This is a genomic window from Patescibacteria group bacterium, from assembly GCA_041667185.1.
In the GTDB taxonomy this organism is placed as follows: domain Bacteria; phylum Patescibacteriota; class Patescibacteriia; order SG8-24; family SG8-24; genus JBAYFM01.
On the sequence record JBAYFM010000002.1, the window covers coordinates 54969 to 76695 of the forward strand.

Consider the following 21727-nt stretch of genomic DNA (forward strand, 5'->3'; position numbering starts at 1 on the left):
CCGAGCTGGCGCTCGGGGTTACATATTGGAGGCGAAGAAGCCGGCCTCATGATCCGATCTCGATCTCAGATGATCCCCGCGGTCATCGCCACGGTGAAATTGCACAACGCGTGAACGAAAACGCAGGAAAAATACGCTGCGAACTGATTCTGGCTGTTCCGGAGATAAAGACCGCCCAGGATCATGCCGCCGACACCCTGGATAAGCATGCCCTGCGGCACGGCTTGAGCCAAACCGAAGAGGACGCCGCAGACAATGATCACGACCACACCTGCCGCTTCCGGCCGCTTGTTCCGGACGATCTCCAGAGGCAGCATCCGGAAAAGCGCCTCCTCGACGATCGGCGCGCAGAACAGGACGAAGAAGAGGACCAGTGATGGGCGTCCGACTAGGAAATCGTCGCCGCAGAATCTGACGAGCAGCCAGAAGCTCGCCGAAAAATACGGCAAGGAGTACGGCAACAGCGACTGGCCGGCCACGGCTCCCAAAAGACAGAACACCACCATGACCCAGATCCAGTTGGCGCCGTAAGCGGCCAAAAGATCAAGCGCCATCCGGCGCCAAGACAACACCTGTCTGCTTCCGTCCATCACAGACCTCCATTCGGCGCTAAGCCGACGATCTGAACCGTTTGAATGAGCTGAACGAAAATTAACAAGCAAGACGCGGGAAGTCAACTGGGCGAGATAGATGAGAGAAACGAAGTCATGGAGTGCGGGAGAGACGGAGTCACGTCGTTCGCGAACGACGTGGCGGAGAGTGCAGGAGTGCGGGAGTGCGGGAGTAAAGAGGATGGATTATAAAACCCCTGGCTCAATCCCCCTCCGCTGAAGCTGCGGGGGATTCACGAGTCATAAAACCCCGAGCTGACGCTCGGGGTAAAATTAAGGTGGCGAAAAAAAATCGGGCCTGCCAGCTGAGTGGCAAAACCCGATCAAGATGCTGCTGGACGATCATCCGCCCATCGCGACGATGGTGAAGTTGTACAGCGCATGAACGATCACGCAAGAAATATAGGCGGCTTTCTGCGACGTGTTGTTCTTCACGTAGAGCCAGCCGAGCATGAGGCCGACGAAGCCCTGGATGAAGACGTTCAACGGCGAGCCGTGCGCCCAGCCGAAGATGATGCCGCAGATGACGATGACGACCGCGCGCACCCGCTCAGGATGCTGGCCGATGACGAAGGTCAGCGGCAGCATCCGGAAGATAGCTTCCTCGATCACGGGAGCGAAGACGAGCGTCATGAAGAGGCTCAGACCCACGCTGGCCTTGATCGCGGTAGCCATATCCGGGAAGTGGTCGATCCAGGCGCCGAAAACGGACAGTACCGGCAGTTCGGAACTGATGACGGCTTTCGGCAGCAAAGCCTGAAGGATATTCGAGACAATGACCACCCAAACCCAGGACAGCCCGTAGGCAGTCAGGATGTTGCGCACATGGCGCAACCCAAAAGTCCTATTTTCCATGACAGCCTCCCTTGTTTCTTGACGGATATCAAAGACCGCTATTGTTACCATAGCGGTCTATGAAATTGGCGTCAAATACGCTCCGGGCCGCCGGCGGCCAAGCCAGAATAGAGGCTCAACCCAGCGACGGATCAATAATCGCGGAGTTTGGAGATGCCCTGGTGATGCTGGATCTTTTCGAGCGCCTTAGCCTCGATCTGGCGGATGCGCTCGCGGGTGACGTCGAACTCCTGGCCGACCTCTTCGAGCGTGTGGCTGACCCCGTCCGTGAGTCCGAACCGCATCTCGAGGATCTTCTGTTCGCGCGGGCTCAGGTCCTTGATGACGTTCCTCACGTAATCGCGCAGGAGCTGGAGCGCGGCGGCGCGGTCCGGAGCGATGTTCTTCACGTCCTCCACGAAATCCACGAGCGTCGAATCCTCGTCATCCTCGCCGACCGAGGTCTCCAAGGAAACCGTGTCCTGCGAGATCTGGATGATATGGCGGACCTTCTCGACGTCCTCGCCCATCTCGGCGGCAATCTCCTCCGGCAGCGGTTCGCGGCCGAGGTCTTGGATGAGCTGGCGCTCGATCTGTTGGAAGCGGTTGATGGTCTCGACCATGTGAACCGGGATGCGGATGGTGCGCGACTGATCGGCTAAGGCGCGGGTGATGGCCTGGCGGATCCACCAGGTGGCGTAGGTCGAGAACTTGAAGCCTTTGCGGTATTCGAATTTCTTCACGGCGCGGAAGAGGCCGATGTTCCCCTCCTGGATGAGGTCGAGGAGTGACAGCGACTTACCGACGAATTTCTTGGCGATGGAGACGACGAGGCGCAGGTTGGCTTCGATCAGGCGCTTCTCGGCCTCGCGGTCGTTGCGCTCCTTGCGTTTGGCGAGCGCGATCTCCTCTTCGCTCGTGAGCAGCGGGATCTTGCCGATCTCGCGCAGATACATCTGGATCGAGTCCGTGGAGATGTCCGTGAGATCGAACCGCTTCTTTTCCTTGGTGGAACGGATCTGATTGAGCAGATTTTCCTGCTCTTCGCGGCGGCCCAGGAGACCCTCTTTCATCTCCACGAGCTTCATGCCGATGGCGTCGACCCGGTCGAGGAAGTCGATATAAAGCGGCAGATACTCCTCCAGGTCGGCGAACGTATGCAAAAGTTCGGTCTCAGTGATGAAACCGCGCGAGCGGCCCTTGGCCAAGAGCGCGTCGACGACTTCCGGCGGCGGCGGCAGGGCTTTGGCGCGCTTGATCGGCACCATCGGCGCCGGTTTCTTGCCGGAACCTTTGGCGGGCTTGGCGCCTTTTTTCGGAGCGATCTTCTTGGCCGGCCGTTTGGCCGGTCTCTTTACGATCTTCTTCAGCGGTTTCTTGGCGATCTTCTTGGGCGCGGCCTTCGCGGCCGGCTTCTTCTTCGCTTTCTTGGTCGCAGTCTTCTTGGACATAAATGGTGCGGCGAGCGCTGGCCTGACAAAAATGCCGGCCTTCCGTCTCAAAGGACGGAATGTCGCGTCTACAACATGAGTTCGCTGAGCTGCCGCTGGATATCCTGGATACTCGTGGCATCCCCGGCCTTTTCGGCGCGGGACATCGCGGCAGTAAGTTCGCGTTGGCGGCGGCCGATGTGGAGTCGTTTGATTTCTCCCATCAAAGCGGTGAGCGTGTCCCTGCGCTGGTCTTCCGGAAAATCGCCGAGCTCCTTTTCGGACAGGAGCTTCATGATAGCGATAGTTTCCGCGGTTTTTGGATCACCGTTGCCAGCGAACCGGGATAACGAGGCCGAATTTTGTGGACCGCCTGTCCGTTGCTCATTATAGAAGACGACGTATTCCGTGTAAAGCTGCCGGAGGGGCGCGGCCAGGAATTCCGGCTTGACCGCGGCGAACACGGTTTCCGCCAGATCAGGCCAATTTAAGGCTGCGCCGAAGATGGTCCGGGAGACCAGATCTTCGCGATCCTGGGGCTGCGATGGCAAGGCGACCGGCGCTGCTGGCTGAGCTCCGGCCGGCGACGGCTTGGCCAGCTTCTCGAACTCCCGGCGCAGGTCGCCTTCCGGGGTTTCCACGAGTTCCGCCAGCTCCCGCAGCCAGTGCGCGCGCTCGGCGGCCGACGGCAATTTGGCGATCTCGGCCAGGATCTCCGCGGAGGTCTTGCGCTTGGCGTAGGGATCTTCGGGTTTCAGTCTCTGCCGCGCGAGATCCAGATACCACTGCATGAACGGCGCCGCGTCGGCGATGGCCTGCTGCCACATCTTCACATCCTTGCGGATGCAGTCGTCGGGATCCTTGCCGGCCCCGGGCGGCAGACGCAGCACGCGGACCTCGAAACCGTGCGAGACCGCGAGATCGATGCTCCGCCGCGCGGCCTGCTCGCCGGCCGCGTCCATGTCGAAAGACAGCACCAGTTTGTCGGTCTTGTGTTTGAAGAGAGCCAACTGCTCCTCGGTGAAAGCCGTGCCGGAACTCGCCACGACATTCTTCACGCCGGCCTGGTGCGAAGCGATCGCGTCCATGTTGCCCTCGACGACGACCGCGAAGCCTTGCTTGCGGATCTCGGACTTCGCTTTGTCGAGCAGGAAGAGGATCCGGCTCTTGCGGTAGACGGCGGTCTCCTGGGTGTTCACGTACTTGCCTTCTTTGGGCGGGTCCTTGCCGTCGGGACCGGGCATGACGCGGCCGGTGAAACCGACATGATTGCCCTGGGCGTCAGTGATCGAGAACATCAGGCGGCCACGGAACCGGTCGAAATAACCGCCGCCGCGCTCTTTCTTGGAGACGAGCCCGGCCCGGAAGATCTCGTCGTCAGTGAATTCTTTCTTGCGCAGGAAATTCAGCAGGGCGTCCCAGGAGTCCGGCGAGTAGCCAATCAAGAAATCCTCGAGCGTCTCTTCTTTCAGTTCCCGCTTGGCGCAGTAAGCGCGCGCCCGCTCGGCCTGCGGCGAACGCATCAGCACCTCGTGGTAATAACGCGCCGCCCAGCGGTTGGCGTCATGCAGGCGCTGGCGGCCCTTGTCTTCGGACAGATCGACGTGCTTCAGGACCACGCCGGCTTTCTTGGCCAGATGCCGCAGCGCTTCCACGAAATCAACCCCGTCGATCTTCATCACGAAAGTGAAGATGTCCCCGTCCTCGCCGCAGCCGAAACAGTGCCAGCGCTGGCGGTCCGGCGTGACGTAGAACGACGGGTCCTGCTCGTGATGGAACGGACACGGCGCGCGAAAATTGACCCCGGCTTTGCGGAGCTGGATGTATTCCGAGATCAACTGGACGATGTCGATCTTGGATTTGATCTCTTCAATAACGCTGTTGTCGGACATAATTCGGCGTCAGCAGGTCAGCGATCCATTCCAGGGTCAATTTCGAGGTCCGGACGTTCTTCGTCAGATCGCCGCCGCAGATGATCATCTTCTTCGAATGATGCAGATACCAATTGGCCTCCGGTTCGACCTGCATGATCTGCTGATAGACCGGCGTCAGATCGATGCGCGACCCGGCGAAAGCACGGATGTTGTGGTAATTGCGCTCCTTGTTGACGTAGACGATCAGATCGAAGCCGCGCTGAAAGGCGAAAGCCTCGATGTCGCGGGCCGAGGTGCTCACGGCCGCCGCCGGACCGTAGATCGACTCGAATTCGATGTGAGTCTTCCAGTCGTCCTCCAGGACCGCTTCGTTCTTCTGGGCCGCGAACAACGCATCGCAGACGGTCAGTCCCAGCGACATCAGGGCTTCGTCGCTGCCGGTGAGCTGTCGATGGAACGCCAGGATGGCGTGCAGGCTGAAACTGTGATGCGGAATCTTGTGGAGCTGTCCAGTGTCGTCCAGCTTGACCCAGTCGATGAGTTTGTCGAGGCCGCGCGTTTCCAGCGCGTCTGATTTGACACCGCTCTGCCGCAGGTGTTTCAGGATCAGCGAGGCCGCGCATTCGCCGACGTCGCCCTTGTGCTCGTCGAACTCGCCGCTGCCGACGCCGACGCTGATCCTGTCGGCTGCCGCGCCATCGCTGCTGTCGCGTTCGTTCGCGGCGACATACTCGATCTTGGCGTCGCGATATTCCTCAGGCAAAAAACGCTTCAGCAGCCAGATGGCAGCCACCTCGTCGAGATGCGGACGGACGTGCGTGACGATGGTCTTCATAGTGCGGGAGTGAGGGGGGGGGTTGAGAGTGCTGGAGTGCTGGAGTGCTGGAGAGACGGAGTGGAATGTCGGAGTGTCGAAGAGGCGGAGTAATGAGAGGTGTATTCTTCGCTTCTCCCCTGCTTCTGAGTTGGCCGTATTTTACCTTAAACCGGCGCAAACATCAAAATAAACAGGCTAAAAGTTCTGGAGTGCGGGAGTCAGGGAGAGACGGAGTCAGGGAGTGCTGAAGTACTGGAGTTCTGAAGGGCGGGAATGACATGTGTTAAATGCACGCGTCAGCTAAAGCTGATGGTTTATGGGGGAATAATAAAAGGACGCGATTTCGCGCCCTTAGGGTGTTCTCAGCAGCCGATAATGGACCGCCAATCGTCCCAGCGGACCAAGCGCCGCTTGTCGGCCACGGTACGATTATAAGGAACATCGAAGATCACGTGCTCCCACACGGGCGGCAAAGCGCCGGTGATCGCGGGGTTGTCGTCGATGAGAATGTCGCCCCGCACCAACGTCTTATCGCCGGTCAGGATGATCCGGCCGACCAGATCCGGTCCCAGGTTTTGCCCGACCCACTGGAATTTCTCCGTCGCGCAGGTCGGACAGCCCGGCATCGGCGCCGTGCAGAAGAAGACCCGGTGTCCGTGCGTCAACATCTCGCGAACAGCCGCCTGGCCGCCGGCGATCGGCGGGAGTCCCAGGAAAAATCCCGGCTCGCGGATCAGCTCCTGGATCGGATCGCGGCACCAGGATGGATATTGCTTGTGCATCCCGAAGACCGTGCGCTGATCGCGAGTGATGCAGGGATACGACGGGTGGCGTTGGCGCCAGCGCTCCAGGAAACCGCCTTCGAAATCAGCCAATACGTCATCCAAGTCGATGAGGATGATCATCTCAGACCTCCGGTCCAAAAAAAAGAACCGCAGGCAACTTAACACAGCCTCCGGTCGGTGACAACTGACGGTCGGTTCACAGCCCCAGCCGTTGCGCTAATTCAGGGTAAGTATCCACGACCGGATTGGCCGACAATTCCAGAAGCCGTTCCCTGGGAAAAGTGGTAGTGATCCCAGCGGCGCGGCAGCCGGCGGCCAGGGCCGAGCGGATGCCGTTGTCCGAATCCTCGATGACCAGACAGGCGGCGGGTTCGATCTTCAGGCGCTTGGCGGCGAGCAGGTACGGTTCGGGGTGCGGCTTGCCGTGCATCACGTCCTCGGCCGTCACCACGGCGTCGAAATAATCATGGAGTCGGTAAGCATCGAAAATGGCGCGCTGGACCGGCGCGAGACTGGAGGTCGCTAGGCCGATCTTGGCGAACTTCGGACGGGCGAGCCTGATGAATTCGACGACGCCCGGCACGAGCGGCAGTCGCTCCGACGTGAGCCGGAAATAATGCACCAGCTTGCGCTCGATGAGATCGGCGATCGGGATGTCGCGGCCGGCGTATTCCGCGACGGCTTTCCTAAAAATAGCGGCGTCGGTCAGCCCTTTGAACGCGTGCCACTCCGACCGCGGCACTTCAAAACCGAAATCCAGACAGGCCAGGTGCTCGGCCTCGGCGTGCAAAGGCTCGGTGTCAGTGATGACGCCGTCGAGGTCGAAGATGAGCGCTTGGAGTTCGCGCATAACGGATCTGCGGTGGCCTAAGGAGCCGGTTCGGCCGCGGCCGCCTTTTTGATCAACAACAATCTGACCACGCCGTAGGTCCCGTCAACGTTCTTATGGCCCTCGATGCGCACATCATCATCCGCTCCGAGCCGGGTCAGGTCGCAGGCCTGGAATTCAGCCCCGAAACGACAGAGACTGTCCTCAGCGAAACAGAGCGGCGCGAATTGCAGCGGCTTGCGCAATTTTTTGTAGACCAGCGACCAGCCGGTGCCGGGTTCAGCGGCGGCCTCGTTTTTATTGTTGAGCCACCCCGTCTCGAACAGATCCGGCTCGCCGAGTTCGCAGACCGGCTTCGGAGGCAGTGGCGCGATTACGCCCGATCCCGTGGCCGCTGGCGAGACTGTGGGCGCCAGGACCTGCCGGCCGGATAACCAATAGACGACCGCGATGACCGCGAGCGCGATGGCCGCTGACGCCGCCGCCTTGATGAGAAGATTGCCGCTCTTGGTCTGGGCCATAATTTTGGTCAGGTATTCAATAGCTGTATCTTAGCTAATTTCCGGCTCTTTGAGTAGCGACAGCGGCGGCTTGGTCAGATGACGTTGATATCCTAATATATTACAAAACCGCCCTTTAGCAGGACGGTCTGTAATCTGTCAGCAAGATTAGATATCGGATCGCGTCATCCGTCCGGATGCAGCAGACTCAAACCTGACCGACAGGGAGACGACCAGGATAATGATGAAGAACACCAGGCCGTAAGCACAGGTTGACAGGCCGAGTCGTCCGAAGGCGCGAAAACCCGAGGTAAACCAGGTCGCGATCTCGCCGACAGTGAACGAACCGGCGAACATGACGCCCAGGCTGGCGATGAGAGTGTTCACCGCGACCGGCCATTTGGCCCTAACCCCGAACGCCCAGGCGTAGGCGGTCGAGACGAACATCGTGGAGAACAGGGCGAATCCGAAGTAACAGGCTGGAAAACCCAGGAAGACCGGGCAGCCTTCCCGGAACGCGCAGACGCCGCTGAAGAATCTTGTGCCGGCCAAGTAGCCGGAGAACATCGTGCCGGCCAAAGTGATGGAAAGGGCGAATTTGAGGTAACGGTTGGGGTTCATATGTGGTGTTTACAGCCGAAAGTCGGCCGAGACGTAATGCAGTTCGTCCATGATCGTGCCGGTCGCGGGCAGAATGTCGATTATGACCGCGCGGTTGCCGAAGAAGTTGTCGAGCGTATCGCCGACTTTGGTGAACAGTTTTTCACTAATCATCATCTCGGCCTCGCGGCTGCCGACGGCGACCGGTTGATAGGATTGTCCGCCGAGTTTCAGCGGCGCAAAGCTGTCAAAGCCGATCCGGTCAGCGAAGCTGTCGGGCAGGGTGCCGGCAGCGATCGGGTAGAAGACCTTGAGTTGGTTGCCGGCGACCGCGAAGCGGAGGTCCGCGACGGCGGTCAGCCGGGCGTAGGTCGCGGCATTCAGCAGATGGAACCTGTCGAGCAGAGTATCCGTCGGTTCCAGGATGCCAGCGACAGTGATCTGCGGCAGACCGAAGAAGTTCTTGACGACGTCGCCGGGTTTGGCGAACAGTTTTTCGGCAATCATCATCGCCGCCTCATCGGAGCCGATCAGCATCTCGTTGTCATTGAGAGCCGCGATACCTTGTTTGGCTTTGATGACCACCGGGTCCACGGAGTCGATACCGACGAATAATTTCGGGCTGCCTTCAGAGAAACCGATTTTGGCTTTTTGTCTGGCCAGGTAGCTGATGACCGGCACAGCAGCTTTTAGAGTCGTTTCCGCCTTTGAGTCGACGTTCATGCCGACCGATACAGTGGTCTTGTCCTGGACCGCAGCCACCGCCGGCATCTTGGCCGGCGCCTCGCCCATCGCCGAACTGAACTGCGCGAACTTCAGGAACAGGAAGCCGAACACCAGCACCATGACTGCCGGAGCGGCCAAGGACAACCAGTTGCGCCGCCGCGGCCTGAAAGTCTTGAGCAGCAATGAATTGGAGACGACCGAGACCGAACTTAGGGCCATGGCCAGGCCCGCCAGTTCAGGTTTAAGGATCAGTCCGAGCGCGACGAAGACTCGCGCCGCGATCGGGATGCCGACGACGTTGTAGAACAGGGCAAAGAACATGTTCTGCCGGATCTTGCCCATGGTCTCCCGCGACAGCTCGATGGCCGTCACCACGTCGTTCAGATCGTTCTTCATGATGACGATACCGCCGGTCTCCATGGCGACGTCCGTGCCGCCGCCCATGGCGATGCCGAGGTCGGCCTGGGCCAGCGCCGGCGCGTCGTTTATGCCGTCGCCGACCATGGCGACCTTCTTGCCAGCCTCCTGTAGACGTTTCACTTCGCGCGCCTTATCCTCGGGCAGGACCTCCGCGAGCACCGAGGTGATGCCGACCTGCGAGGCGATGAACCGAGCCGTCCGCTCGTTGTCGCCGGTGATCATCCAGGTCTCGATGCCCATCTTCTGGAGCTTCTCCACGGCTGCATGCGAGGTCTCTTTCACCTTGTCGGCCACGGCCAAAGCCCCGACGACCCCCTTGACGTCGGCGAGCAGCATGACCGTCTTGCCCTGGTCCTCCAGTCTGGCGATCTTGCGCTCGTACAGCGCGATGTCATGTCCGACGATCTCCGTCATCAGCTTGCGGTTGCCGAACCAGTAAGCAACGCCGGCGACCTTGGCCGTGACGCCGTGTCCGGGGATCGCTTTAAAATCACCCGCTTCTTCCGTTCCGTAAGCCTCCTCTTCGGCGTAGTTGCAGATGGCTTCGGCGAGCGGGTGTTCGGACAGCTTCTCGATGCTGGCCGCGATGCACACGACCTCGTCCGCCGGCAGACCTCCGAACGTCAGCACTTCGGTGACCTCGGGTTTGCCCTTGGTCAGCGTGCCGGTCTTATCGAAGATGACGGCCTTGATCTTGCAGGCCGCCTCGAGCGGTTCGCCGCCCTTGATGAGAATGCCATGTTCCGCTCCCTTGCCGGTGCCGACCATGATGGCCGTAGGCGTGGCGAGTCCCAAAGCGCAGGGACAGGCGATGACGAGCACCGCCGTGAACGCCATGAGCGCGAAGGACAGGCTGGCGCCCAGGAGCAGCCAGACCCCGAAGGTGACCGCGGCGATCACCAGCACGATGGGAACGAACCGGGCTGAGATGCGGTCGGCGAAGGCCTGGATCGGGGCCTTGGAGCCCTGGGCCTGTTCGATGAGCTGGATGATCTGCGCCAGAGCCGTTTCGGAACCGACGCGCGTGGCGCGGAACTCGAAACTGCCGTTCTTGTTGATCGTGGCGCCGATGACCTTGTCGCCGGCGCCCTTATCCACCGGCAAGCTCTCGCCGGTGATCATCGATTCGTCGACGGCCGAGGAACCGGAGACGATCTCGCCGTCCACCGGCACCTTCTCGCCGGGACGGACGATGACGATGTCGCCCTTCACGACCTGATCGGTCGGGATGTCGACCATCGAGCTGCCGCGCTTGACTCGCGCCGTCTTGGCCTGCAGCCCCATGAGCCTTTTCAGCGCCTCCGAGGTCTTGCTCTTGGTGCGCGTCTCGAGCCATTTGCCCAGCATGACGAAGGTGATGAGGAACGCCGACGTCTCGAAGTAGAGTTCCGGTATCTTCGCGCCGCCGAGGCCGATCAGGCTGTTGTTGGCTAGGGCGTAGAGGACGAAGTTGACGACGCTGTAGACGAAGGCTGTCGTCGTGCCGATGGCGATGAGGCTGTCCATGTTGAATGTCCTCATCTTCAGGCTGGACCACATGCCGCGGTAGAAGCCTGCACCGATGACGAACTGGACCGGCGCCGCGAGGACGAACGATACGAGCCCGGCCCATGGCCACAGGAGGGCGCGTCCGGGCACCCAAGCAAAGAAGTCGAAGAGCATGAACCAGAGCATCGGCAGGCTCAAGACCAGGCCAACCAGGAACCGGTTGCGGTAAGAGGCGGTTTCGGCCGCTCGCCGGCGGCGTTCTTCTTCGGGATCGGTCTTGTCAGCAACCTGGGCGCGGTAGCCGGTCTTCCGGATGCGCTCGACCAGGGCGTTGACGTCCGTCATCTGCCCGTCAAAGACAACGTGCGCCTTTTCGGCCGCGAAGTTGACGTAGGCTTCCTTGACCCCCTTTTCATTCCGTAAGCTCCGTTCGATGAGGCCGGCGCAGGACGAGCAGTGCATCCCGCTGATCGTGAAAGTCGTCCGGCGCTCGCCCGCGGCCTCTTCCGGCCGCTGAACCGGCGCTTCTTGAAGTTCGCGGCTCTTTGAAGCCGGTTCAACGATGGTGTGGCCGGGATCGCCGTCCAAAAGCAGGCCGGAATGAAGCACCCGCGCCAGGCTTTCGACCAATTTTTCGAGTTCGGGAGCGCCTTTAGGGTATTCGATCGCGCTCTGCCGCCGCGCAGTGATCTTGCCGGAGAAATACGGGCGGCCGGCATCATCGCCGCGCACTTCGCCCTCGGCTTCGGTCACGGTCTCGTAACTGAGTTTCAATCTGGCACCCCGGCTGACTTCGTCCGCCTCCGCGCGCTGGTCCGCCGGACTTTCCGGTCGAACCGCGGCGACCGCCGGATCGGGAACAACAACCAGTGGCGCTGCGGCGACCGCTACGCCCGCAGTCATGCTCTCCGAGACGATGCCGTACCCAAGATCCTTGATAGCGGCCTTGATGGCCGTGGTCGACGTCCCCTCGTTGGCTTCGACGCGACACTCGCCAGTGGACGCGTCGACACTGACGCCGCGAACCCCGGCCAAGCCGCTCAACGCCTCGCGGATCAGGGTCTCGCAGGAGCTGCAGTGCAGGCCGCTGAGTTTGAGATCAATGGTCATATCTTTAAGCCTCGCGGACCTGATAACCCTTCTCCGCGAGTTTGGCGCGGATGTCTGCGAGGGCGACCGGCTGTCCGGCGGTGACCTTGATCAGGCCGCTGGACTCGTCGGTCAACACCTGTATGACCCCGCTCATTTTCATGAGAAGCAGGTTGATCATTTTGGAGCAGGCCGAGCATTTAATGTTGGTGACGGTGAATTGCTGTTGATACATATGGATATTAGATTCATCGAGGCCATTATTCGACATGGATCGTGGCCCGCCACATGCCCATGGCGCAGGTGACGTCGTAGTCGCCGGGTTCGGTCGGAATGAACTCGATGACCGTCGGGTCGGGATAATTTTCGCGGACGCCGATGCCGAGATCCCGATTCACGAAAGCGACCATGCAGCCGGCGGGCGGCGCGTCCGGCGTGATAGTCCACTCGACCGGCTGGCCGGCCTTGACGGTGAATTCGTTCGGGGACAGGCCGTAATTATCGCGCGCGTCGATCCGCTGCACCCCGGCGTCGGTTTTGACCGAACCGGTGACCGGAGCCTTGGGCTGTGCGCCACCGCCGCAGCCGCAGCCGCCTCCGCCGCAGGAACTGCCCGAAACGGGCGGCGGCGCCGGTGACACAGCCGTCGGACCGGCCGCCGTCGCACCGTTCGAGGCCCCGTCCGTGACATTGAAGACGCCCCGATACATGCCCATGCTGCAGGAGAACGGGATGTCGCCGGCGCTGGTCGGCGTGAATTCGATGATGTTCTCCCCCTTCCTCAGCTGCCGGGAGATCTTGAACGCCGGCATCGAGATCGAGGCCGCGCAGGATAGTTCAGTTTCCGAAGTGATGATCCACCTGACCGGCACGCCTTTCCGGACCGAAAAAACGTTGGGCGCGTAGCCGCCGGCCTTCTGGGTCATGCGCACGGTCTGGACCCCGTTCTGTTCGGTCGCGGCGGTCGCGGGTCGTTTCAGCTGCGCCGCGGCAGGATCGAAACCGGCGAGCGCCAGGCCATTGCCGAAATTGAGCACTCCGAAGATCAGCACGGCGAGACCGACGACCGCGTAGAACAACTTGGCCGCGGCCCCTTTGATGACCGAGGTCAGTCCGCCGATGCCGAGCAGGGCCGGCGCGGTACCCAGCGCGAATAGAGCCATCACCGCGCCGCCGCGCCAGAAACTGCCGGTGCTGACGGCGTAGAGCTGCGTGGCCTGAGTGAAGCCGCAGGGCAGGAAGAAGGTCAGGGCCCCGGTGACCAGCGCCGATGAATGGCTGTACTCCTTGTTGTGGTGGTTCAGACCGAGTCGGCGGCCGATCCAGGAAGGCAGCATCGGTCCGCCCTCCTTGAGCCGTGGCGACAGGCCGGACAATTTCAGCCCCATGACGATCATGACGGCGCCGACCGCCAAAGTCAGGACCGACAGCAGGCCGTTCGAGAGCTTGAAGACGCTGCCGGCCGCCCCGAGCAGGCCGCCGAAGAAGGCGTAGCCGGACACGCGTCCCGCGTTGAAGTAGAGGTGCGGCCGGAATTTCTCCCAGGCGGTGGCTTCCGGATGACTTTCGGCGTGGCTCGCGGACAGTCCCAGGATGAGGCCGCCGACCAGAGCCATGCAGGTGGAGATGCCAGCGATAAGACCCACGACCAGAGCCATGGCCAGAGAGACGTTCTTCGTGTCGACGCTGAATCCCAGGGACCCCAGGGCGCGAACGGCGAAATAGAGTACGCCGACGATCAGGACAGCCTTGCCTATATTGCGGTAATCCTCGTGGTTGTCGGAAATCCAGGGCAACGGTCCGGAACTACCGATCTCATAACCGCTTTCCTTGACCGCCCGGATGATTTCCTCACGGCTCGGTATGTCGGCGCCATGACGGATCGATGCCTCGCCTTTCCGATAATCGACTTTGACATGATCGACCCCCTGAACTTGCCCAATCTTATCCTCGAGCAACAGTTCGCAGGAGCGACAATGCATTCCTTTAATTGGTATAACAAAATGCTTCATAGTCTCAGGTATTGAATGAGGACGAACTGAACCTGAACTATGAAGCTATTCGTTCTTGATGGTCGTGCCGGTGAGCTTCGGAGCGCGATCAAAATGAACTTTTTGGCCGGAAGGATCGGACTCGTTGCTCAAAAGCGACGCTGGCGGGGACGCGGCCGCGGCGGCAGGAGGCGGGGTGATCGTAAAGGTCCCGCCGGACCGTGACTCGACGTTCGCGTAACCGGTCATATTGTGGCCGTCGGAGTCGCCGCCCATCGGACATTCCGAAGCCGGCGGATACTGCGATCCGACCATGATTGCGCTTGCCGCATCCGGTACCATCGGAACGTCGACGGACGCGTCCGAAGCAACCGCTTCATCCGCGCATTCATCGACCGCCGGTAACGAATGATCTTCGGCGGCGAAAGCTATCGGGCCCATCGTCGGGCAGACTAAACAATTGCCGCCCAGGATGACGGCGGCCGCGACGAACTTCAGCGCTAGTCGATGACTGGAGGACACAGGATCATTTCTTGCGCCAAACGTTGCAGACGCGCAATATTTCCTTGATGAACCGGTCGCGTTCACCCTTGCTCTTCGACGCCAAGGCGACGCCGCACGTGCGAAGATGACTTTCGAGGATCAGGTTGTTGGCCTGCTGCAGGATGCCGATCACGGCGTTGTTCTGCTGGATGATGTCCATGCAATAACGATCGGCTTCCGCCATCTTAATGACGGTGTCCAGCTGGCCGCTGGCTTTTTGCAGGCCTTTTTTCACCTGACCGGCGTATGGTTCGATCATAGGTCTGATGATTAATGTTGTGGAGGATACCCCAACCTATGGTATAGGTTATCAGTTGTGCTCGGACGCGTCAACACCCATACCCCCGACCAAACGATGTCATATATTCAATCCCGGATCGAAAATTACAGAAACAATAAATGACCGTTTTAGGGCAACAACGGGCAGGATCAGCCTGGACTTCCTTTGAGTTATCCAGCATCCCTTGTCTTCCTATGAAGCCAATACCCTTTCAGGGGCCTTCAGAAGCCGGGGCCCAGACCCAAACTCAGCAGCTCCCTATTAAAATGAAGCACTGCCTGTAGGGGGAGGGATTTCTGCTCCCCCACTTTGTCCGTGATTCACATCGCGGACTGCGGTTCCTCCGGTTTCGCTCGCGTAGGATTAGAGATCGCTTGCAAAACCCCGGGCGGCCCTTGCCGCCCGTGCGACACTCGCTAGCTTGCGTCGCACCCCGGGTCATCCGCTGCGTGCCATACCAGGCACGCCGCGTCTGTACCCTTCGAATCCCTCTTATATAAAGAACCGCCTTCCGCCTGAAAGGCGGAAGGCAGTTCTTGGCGGAGGGGGAGGGATTCGAACCCTCGATACCTTGCGGTATACTCGCTTTCCAAGCGAGCGCACTCGACCACTATGCGACCCCTCCAAAGGTGCTGGTCGAGACGTCAAAAATTGTTCGTGGGGATATTATACGCTTCTCCCCTATTCTTTCAACTCGCGTGCCCGAAAAACGGCAGACAAGGCCATCAGCCGAGCTTAAGGTCCGTGCCGCAGGAACAGCACGCCGACCGCGAACAGATACAAGATATAAGTCGTAGTCAGGGCGGCGATCCAATTCTGGCTGACCGGCTGCTTCGAGCGTTGATTGGCCGAAACGAACAGCGCCAGACAACCGCCGATGAGACCAGCATCACGGACAGTCGCGTCGCTGACGCCGGCGAACAGACAGATGAGGATCAGGTAGATGGCCGCAGCCGCCGCGATGACCCGCGGCCTCCGTCCGGACAGGAAAAAGAAACCCATGGCCAACTCCAGGGAACCGATGCTGAACATGACCAGACTCGGACCAAGCAGGGTGATCGGCCAGATCCACAGATCGAACCAGGCCTGCCAGGCTCCGGGATGAACCCACTTGTCCAGGCCGAACCACAGAAAGACGCTACCGACGGCAAAACGCAATATCGTCACCAGGAAATCTTCTTTGTAGCGGCGAAACGGAAAGATGTTCATGTGCGTGAAGATGCGGCCGCGGCTTCAGGAGCCGCGATCCCGATCCGCGGCAAGACCCGTCTCAGTGCGATGACGCCGCTGACGCAGGCTGCCAGGGACAGATATTGGGCGGGTGTCAGGAACCAGAGACGCGCGTCGGACTGCGGCAGATCCCAGACGCGCAGAAAATCCAAGCCGAACCGCGTGGCGCCGTAGATCGCCAGATACCAGAACAGCCACGGCTCCGCTGATCCGGATCGCGAGCGGCTGCGCGCCAGGAAAAACAGGAAGATCCCGAGATTCAGGAGCGCCAGCAGCAACCCGTGGTCGAGGCGACCGCCGCCGGGATAAGCCACGGCCAGGAACGACGCCGAGCGGATCCCGGGATGGTCGTGGATCAGGAAGCAGCCGATCCGGCCGATCGCGCAGCCGAGCGGCAGAGCGAAAGCGATCAGATGGGCGTAAGGCAGGAACGCGACCCGGTGCCGGCGGCAGTACCACCAGCCGGCCAGGGCGCCGCCAAGGAAGCCGCCGTAGATCGACATGCCGCCCTGCCAAACGCGGACCGCCAGCAGCGGATCAGCGAACCAAGCCAACGGATCGTAAGCGAGCAGATAAAGCAGCCGCCCGCCGAGCAGTCCGCCGAGCAGCATCCAGGCGGCGAGGTCGAGCGCGAAACCGCGGTCCAATTTATAGCGACCGGCCAAACGATAGATCAGAGCCAGCGCCGCGGCGATGCCGGCGGCCACGAACAAGCCCCAGACCTGGATGGTCAGCGGGCCGACGGCAAAATTAGTTCGATCAAAATACGGGATCATTCGGGTTTCGCCCTCGCGGGATCAGATCAGGGTCAGATGGCGCCGAGCCGCCTCAAGGCCCGCCCGTACTGTTTGACGGCCTTATAGGCCAGGCCGCCGTCCAGATGATAAGTGGCTTCGTGGACGAGCTGATTGCGGATCCTGTGCGCCCACCAGACCTCTTTCAGTTCCGGATGCTTGTAGCAGACGAATTTCAGGCGCTCGCCCAGGGTCTCGCCGGGCATGGCGAGCGACTTCAGGGCCTGATCGAGCAGTTTGTCGGCCTCGATGATGGCGAGTTTGTGGCTCACTTCGCCCGGCGCCTTGAGCAGGACGACGATCTCCCGCCAGCGCCGGCGCATCGCCTCCAGATCATTGCGTTCGAAACGGTGCGAGGCGATGAAATTCCTGACCTTGCCGACGATCATCACGAACAGGAAAATACCGACCACGGCGAAAAGGATGCCCGGCAGGTAGCGCCAGACCGAAATGAAGTCGATGGTCAGGGTCATAGGATCTTAGATGCCGGCCTGCCAGCGGACCCGGACCAATTTATCGCCTTTGGACCAGATGATGCTCAGGCGGCCGCCTTTCCGGGCGCTGTCCAGCTGTTTGCCGATGGAGACCGCGAGCTGGTTCTCCGAGGTCAAGACGCGCAGTTTGCCGGCCGACTTCTCGATCTTGACGATGCGCTCTTCGGGATCGCGCGACGCGGCGCGCCGGCCGACGTTCTCGACGAGCTGGACGATCTCCGCGAGCAAAGCCTTGTCTTTGACACCCTCAATCATGACCTCGCCGGCGTAATCGCCGCGCTTCTGTCTCTTGAGTTTGCATTCGCTGCACAACATCTCGGGCAGCTTCGAAACACTGATCCCGGCCGGAGCGCGGAACTGCGAGTACCACTGCTTGTTGGAATAGACCGCCCGGCAATCCGGACAGACAGCGCTGTGGGCGCCGGCTGTTGCCGGACCATTGGAACGAAGACGCCGCCCGCCGGCGATGCCGCGGCGGCCTTTCTGAACCCTGTTCGGAGAGACTGACATAAGGTTTGGTAACGATTAATAACGAATTGATCGATCATTTGATGGCCGTGGCTGCCTCATACGCCCGCGCGGCCCGGAGCACGGTCGCCTCGTCGAAATGCCGGCCGATGATCTGCAGGCCGACGGGCAGGCCGGCCGCGGTGTTGCCGCAAGGCACGCTCACCGCCGGCAGGCCGGCGACATTGACCGAGACGGTGTAGACATCAGCCAGATACATCGACAGCGGATCGTCGGTCTTGGCGCCCAGGTCCCACGCCGGAATGGGCGAGGTCGGCGTCAGGAGACAATCAACCTCGGCGAAAACCTTCTCGAAATCGCGCAGGATCAGCTGGCGGACCTTCTGAGCGCGCAGATAGTAAGCGTCGTAATAACCCGAGGAAAGCGCGTAAGTACCGAACATGATGCGGCGCCGCACTTCCTGGCCGAAGCCCTGGCCGCGAGTGGCACGATAGGTCTCTTCGAGCGTCGGGCCGGCCGCGCGCAGCCCGTAGCGCATGCCGTCAAAGCGGGCCAGATTGGCGCTGACTTCGCAGGGCATGAGGATGTAATAGACCGCGAGCGCGTAATCCGCGTGCGGCAGGCTGACCTCGCGGATCTCTGCGCCGCGTTCTTTGAGGACCTCGATGGCTTTTCTCACGGCGCTTTCGACCTCCGGATCCATGCCCGAGACGAAATATTCTTTGGGCAGTCCGATCTTCAGGCCTTTGACGTCGGCGGTGATCTCCGGCGGCAATAACGCCTCCGGCTTCAGGACGACGCTGGTCGAGTCATGCGGATCGCGGCCTTCGATGGCCGCGAGCAGCAGCGCGGCATCGGCAACAGTGTTGGCGAACGGACCGATCTGATCAAGACTGGAAGCCATGGCCATGAGGCCATAACGGGAAACGCGGCCATAGGTCGGCTTCAGGCCGACGACGCCGCACATCGCCGCCGGTTGGCGGATCGAACCGCCGGTGTCCGAACCCAGCGCCAGCAGCGCCGAGCCTTCGGCCACGGCCGCCGCCGAACCGCCGGAGGAACCGCCCGGGATCTTGCCCAGAGCCCGCGGATTCCGCGTGGGTCCGAAATGCGACGACTCGGTCGACGAACCCATGGCGAACTCGTCCATGTTGGTCTTGCCGATGATGACCGCGCCCGCGGCTTTGAGCTTTCCGATGACCGTGGCGTCATAAGCGGCCGCATAGTCTTTCAGGATCGCCGAACCGGCCGTGGCCCGCTGGCCGGCCACGAGAATATTGTCCTTGATCGCGACCGGGATGCCGTCGAGTCCGGAGAGCGGCGCGCCCTGGGCGAAACGTTTGTCCGACTCAGCCGCCGCGGCCAGCGCGTCTTCGGAGCACAGCGTGATGTAGGCGTTGGTGGTCTTTTGCCCGGCCTCGGCGATCTCAAGACAAGCCCGCACCGCCTCGGTGCTGCTGATCTTGCGTTCTTTCAACCGCGCGGCCAGATCGGCGGCGGAACTCAATTCCGGTCTCTTCATATTTGCTGCTGATCAAAAACAGCTTGGACCTTGAGCAGATCGCCTTCGCGTTCGGGAAATGCTTCGATCAGCCGGCGGCGGACGGCTTCGTCCGCAACCGCCAACTCGTCGGGCCGCAGCACGTTCACGACCGGAACGACATGCGCCAAAGGCTCGACCCCGGCGATATCGGCCCGGGCCAGCACTTCGACATATTCCAAAATATCCGAAAGCTGGCGGCTGAAACGCTCCGCTTCCTGGCCGCCGAGCTGGAGCCGGGCGAGTTTCGCGATATGTTCGACCTGGACGGCCGTGAGCTTCATAAGACAAGCGCGCTAACTGATCCTGGTTCTATTTAAAATAGCTGAAAATTCATCTTCGTTCAACCTCGGGACGCCTAATTTCTCGGCCTGGGCGGCTTTGGAGCCGGGATCAGCTCCGACGACGACATACGTGGTCTTCTTGCTGACCGACCCGGAGACGGTCGCGCCGAGCTCGCGGAGCCGCCGCTGGGCCTCGTCGCGGCTCAGGGAATTCAAAGTGCCGGTGAGCACGAACGTCTGTCCGGCGAGTTGGCCGGCCGCTGATTTCGCCCGCTCCACGGTCACGGCCAGGAGCAGTTTCGCGATCAGATCGCGGTTCGCCCGATCGGACAGGAACTCGCGGATGCTCGCCGCGACCACCGGACCGATGTTCGGGATCGCGGCCAGTTCAGCTTCCGGAGCCGCGAGGAAACGATCGAACGTCTTCAGCTGTTGCGCCAGGTCTCGGGCGGTCTCCTCGCCGACATGGCGGATCCCGAGCGCGTAGATGAACCGGTCGAGCGGCAGCCGCCGGCGCGACGCGATGGCGGCGACCAGTTTGCCAGCTGACACCTCGGCGAAATGTTCGAGTCCGGCGAGATCAGCGGCGCGCAACGCGTAAAGATCGGCGGCATCGCGGATCAGTCCTTCCTCGAGCAGGCGCTCGACGATCTTCCAGCCCAGCCCGGGAATATCCGCGGCTTTCTTGGAAGCGAAATGCGCGAGGCGGCGGAGATTCTGGGCGAAACAATCGCGGCTGGTGCAATAATACGCGACCTCGCCCTCGCGCCGTTCGACGCGGGAGCCGCAGATCGGACAACGGTCCGGCAAGCGGAACTTCTTTTCCTTGCCGGTGCGCAGCTCCGTGATGACCTTGATGATGCGCGGGATGATATCGCCGGCCTTCTCGAGTACGACCGTGTCGCCGATCCTGATCCCGAGCCGGTCGATCTCGTCCTGATTGTGCAGCGTCGCGTGCGTGACCGTGGTCCCGGCCACCCGCACCGGGCGCATCACGGCGACCGGAGTCAGGGCGCCGGTCCGTCCGACCTGGACCCGAATATCCTCGACGACGGTCGTGACCTGCTCGGCCGGAAATTTGAAAGCGGCGATGCCGCGCGGCGCCTTGCCGATGACTCCGAGGTCGCGGAAAACATCATCCCGGTTCACGACCACGACGATGCCATCGGTCCAGTAAGGCAGCCGGTCGCGCTGGCGATAGATCTTCTCATGGAAATCGCGGATCTCGGCCAGGGACCGGGCCAGGAAGCACAGCGGATTGGTCTTGACGCCGAGGAGCCGCATCAGCTCGTGGGCCTGCTCATGGGTCGTCGTCCCCAGGTCTCCGAGCAGCGCATAGCCGAAGAAATCCAGGCGCCGCGACGCGGTCACGCCGGGGTCGAGCTGGCGCAGGCTGCCGGCGGCGGCGTTGCGGGGGTTGGCGAAAACTGGTTCGCCGGCCTTTTCCTGGATCAGATTCAGATCGGCGAGCACTGCCTTGGTCATGAACGCCTCGCCGCGCACCTCGATCCGTCCCATCGGTCCAGCGGCCAGACCGTGCAATCGCCGCTCATCAACCTCGCCGCGGAAACGGCTGATGAAGGCGTCGATCTCCCCCGCCGTCGGCCGGCGCAGGACGAGCGGCACAGCCTCGATGGTCTTCAGATTCGCCAGGATATCTTCGCCGACCCGACCGTCGCCGCGCGTGGCTCCGGACGCCAAAGCCCCGTTCTCGTAGACCAGCGAGACCGCCAGGCCGTCCATCTTGATCTCGGTATAGAAACGGTCGAGCGGGTCGGCCGTCAGTTTGGCCAACCGCCCGCGCCAAGCCTCGAGCTCCTCGAAAGCGAAGACATCCTCGATCGACAGCATCGGCGTCTCGTGGATGATCTTGCGGAATCGGGCCAAGGCTTTGCCGCCGACTCTCTGCGTCGGCGAATCGGCGGTGATGAGCTCGGGATAATCCTGCTCCAATTGCCACAATTCGTGTTTCAGCGAATCCAAAGCCGCCTCCGGGATCTCCTGGCGGTCAAGCACATGATAGAGATAACGGTGGTGATCGATGGTCTCGCGCAATTTCTTGATGCGCTTCTTGGCCTCGGTTCTGGTCATAATGCGGAT

Annotated in this window: 21 protein-coding genes and 1 tRNA gene; all 22 read right to left on the reverse strand. The window is 61.3% G+C overall.

The window, feature by feature from the left end; genetic code table 11:
- Positions 1 to 65: 65 nt before the first annotated feature.
- Positions 66 to 590: a CPBP family glutamic-type intramembrane protease gene (locus WCT10_00950; protein MFA6603390.1), complete on the reverse strand. Its 525-nt coding sequence runs from the start codon at positions 588 to 590 to the stop codon at positions 66 to 68.
- A 363-nt stretch (positions 591 to 953) separates the two neighbouring features.
- The gene (locus tag WCT10_00955; protein MFA6603391.1) at positions 954 to 1466 is read right to left on the reverse strand and encodes a CPBP family intramembrane glutamic endopeptidase; all 513 of its coding nucleotides are present in this window, start codon (positions 1464 to 1466) and stop codon (positions 954 to 956) included.
- Between the two features lie 131 nt (positions 1467 to 1597).
- Positions 1598 to 2896 carry a sigma-70 family RNA polymerase sigma factor gene (locus tag WCT10_00960; protein MFA6603392.1) on the reverse strand — a complete coding sequence of 433 codons (1299 nt, stop codon included), beginning with the start codon at positions 2894 to 2896 and terminating at the stop codon, positions 1598 to 1600.
- A gap of 68 nt (positions 2897 to 2964) precedes the next feature.
- On the reverse strand, positions 2965 to 4767 hold the full coding sequence (gene dnaG, locus WCT10_00965) for a DNA primase (GenBank protein ID MFA6603393.1): 1803 nt from the start codon (positions 4765 to 4767) through the stop codon (positions 2965 to 2967).
- Positions 4745 to 5584 carry a chromate resistance protein ChrB domain-containing protein gene (locus tag WCT10_00970; GenBank protein ID MFA6603394.1) on the reverse strand — a complete coding sequence of 280 codons (840 nt, stop codon included), beginning with the start codon at positions 5582 to 5584 and terminating at the stop codon, positions 4745 to 4747. Before WCT10_00970 ends, dnaG begins: the two co-directional genes overlap by 23 nt.
- Positions 5585 to 5928: 344 nt before the next feature.
- Entirely contained in the window at positions 5929 to 6471 is a 543-nt protein-coding gene (locus tag WCT10_00975; GenBank protein ID MFA6603395.1) for a 5'-3'-deoxyribonucleotidase, read from the reverse strand.
- 76 nt (positions 6472 to 6547) lie between these two features.
- A complete protein-coding gene (locus WCT10_00980; protein ID MFA6603396.1) occupies positions 6548 to 7201 on the reverse strand; it encodes an HAD family phosphatase in 654 nt (217 codons plus the stop codon).
- Positions 7202 to 7218: 17 nt separating this feature from the next.
- Positions 7219 to 7701, reverse strand: a complete 483-nt coding sequence (locus WCT10_00985) for a hypothetical protein (protein MFA6603397.1) — start codon at positions 7699 to 7701, stop codon at positions 7219 to 7221.
- A 147-nt stretch (positions 7702 to 7848) separates the two neighbouring features.
- Complete coding sequence (locus WCT10_00990) at positions 7849 to 8301, reverse strand: hypothetical protein (protein MFA6603398.1); 453 nt, start codon at positions 8299 to 8301, stop codon at positions 7849 to 7851.
- Between the two features lie 9 nt (positions 8302 to 8310).
- Positions 8311 to 12024 carry a heavy metal translocating P-type ATPase gene (locus WCT10_00995; GenBank protein ID MFA6603399.1) on the reverse strand — a complete coding sequence of 1238 codons (3714 nt, stop codon included), beginning with the start codon at positions 12022 to 12024 and terminating at the stop codon, positions 8311 to 8313.
- A 4-nt stretch (positions 12025 to 12028) separates the two neighbouring features.
- Positions 12029 to 12238, reverse strand: coding sequence for a hypothetical protein (locus tag WCT10_01000; protein MFA6603400.1), 210 nt, complete (start codon positions 12236 to 12238; stop codon positions 12029 to 12031).
- A 25-nt stretch (positions 12239 to 12263) separates the two neighbouring features.
- Positions 12264 to 14015, reverse strand: a complete 1752-nt coding sequence (locus WCT10_01005; protein ID MFA6603401.1) for a sulfite exporter TauE/SafE family protein — start codon at positions 14013 to 14015, stop codon at positions 12264 to 12266.
- A gap of 45 nt (positions 14016 to 14060) precedes the next feature.
- Positions 14061 to 14516: a hypothetical protein gene (locus WCT10_01010; GenBank protein MFA6603402.1), complete on the reverse strand. Its 456-nt coding sequence runs from the start codon at positions 14514 to 14516 to the stop codon at positions 14061 to 14063.
- Positions 14517 to 14520: 4 nt separating this feature from the next.
- A complete protein-coding gene (locus tag WCT10_01015) occupies positions 14521 to 14796 on the reverse strand; it encodes a metal-sensing transcriptional repressor (protein MFA6603403.1) in 276 nt (91 codons plus the stop codon).
- Between the two features lie 558 nt (positions 14797 to 15354).
- A tRNA-Ser gene (locus tag WCT10_01020) sits at positions 15355 to 15442 on the reverse strand.
- Positions 15443 to 15552: 110 nt separating this feature from the next.
- Positions 15553 to 16026 carry a DoxX family membrane protein gene (locus WCT10_01025; GenBank protein MFA6603404.1) on the reverse strand — a complete coding sequence of 158 codons (474 nt, stop codon included), beginning with the start codon at positions 16024 to 16026 and terminating at the stop codon, positions 15553 to 15555.
- Positions 16023 to 16823, reverse strand: coding sequence for a prolipoprotein diacylglyceryl transferase family protein (locus tag WCT10_01030; GenBank protein ID MFA6603405.1), 801 nt, complete (start codon positions 16821 to 16823; stop codon positions 16023 to 16025). The genes WCT10_01025 and WCT10_01030 overlap by 4 nt, the downstream gene beginning before the upstream one ends.
- Before the next feature lie 32 nt (positions 16824 to 16855).
- On the reverse strand, positions 16856 to 17314 hold the full coding sequence (locus WCT10_01035) for a hypothetical protein (GenBank protein MFA6603406.1): 459 nt from the start codon (positions 17312 to 17314) through the stop codon (positions 16856 to 16858).
- Between the two features lie 6 nt (positions 17315 to 17320).
- The gene (locus tag WCT10_01040) at positions 17321 to 17845 is read right to left on the reverse strand and encodes a hypothetical protein (GenBank protein ID MFA6603407.1); all 525 of its coding nucleotides are present in this window, start codon (positions 17843 to 17845) and stop codon (positions 17321 to 17323) included.
- 34 nt (positions 17846 to 17879) lie between these two features.
- Positions 17880 to 19325, reverse strand: coding sequence for an Asp-tRNA(Asn)/Glu-tRNA(Gln) amidotransferase subunit GatA (gene gatA / locus WCT10_01045; GenBank protein ID MFA6603408.1), 1446 nt, complete (start codon positions 19323 to 19325; stop codon positions 17880 to 17882).
- Positions 19322 to 19627: an Asp-tRNA(Asn)/Glu-tRNA(Gln) amidotransferase subunit GatC gene (gene gatC, locus WCT10_01050; protein ID MFA6603409.1), complete on the reverse strand. Its 306-nt coding sequence runs from the start codon at positions 19625 to 19627 to the stop codon at positions 19322 to 19324. The genes gatA and gatC overlap by 4 nt, the downstream gene beginning before the upstream one ends.
- A 12-nt stretch (positions 19628 to 19639) precedes the next feature.
- A complete protein-coding gene (gene ligA / locus WCT10_01055) occupies positions 19640 to 21718 on the reverse strand; it encodes an NAD-dependent DNA ligase LigA (protein ID MFA6603410.1) in 2079 nt (692 codons plus the stop codon).
- Positions 21719 to 21727: the final 9 nt, after the last annotated feature.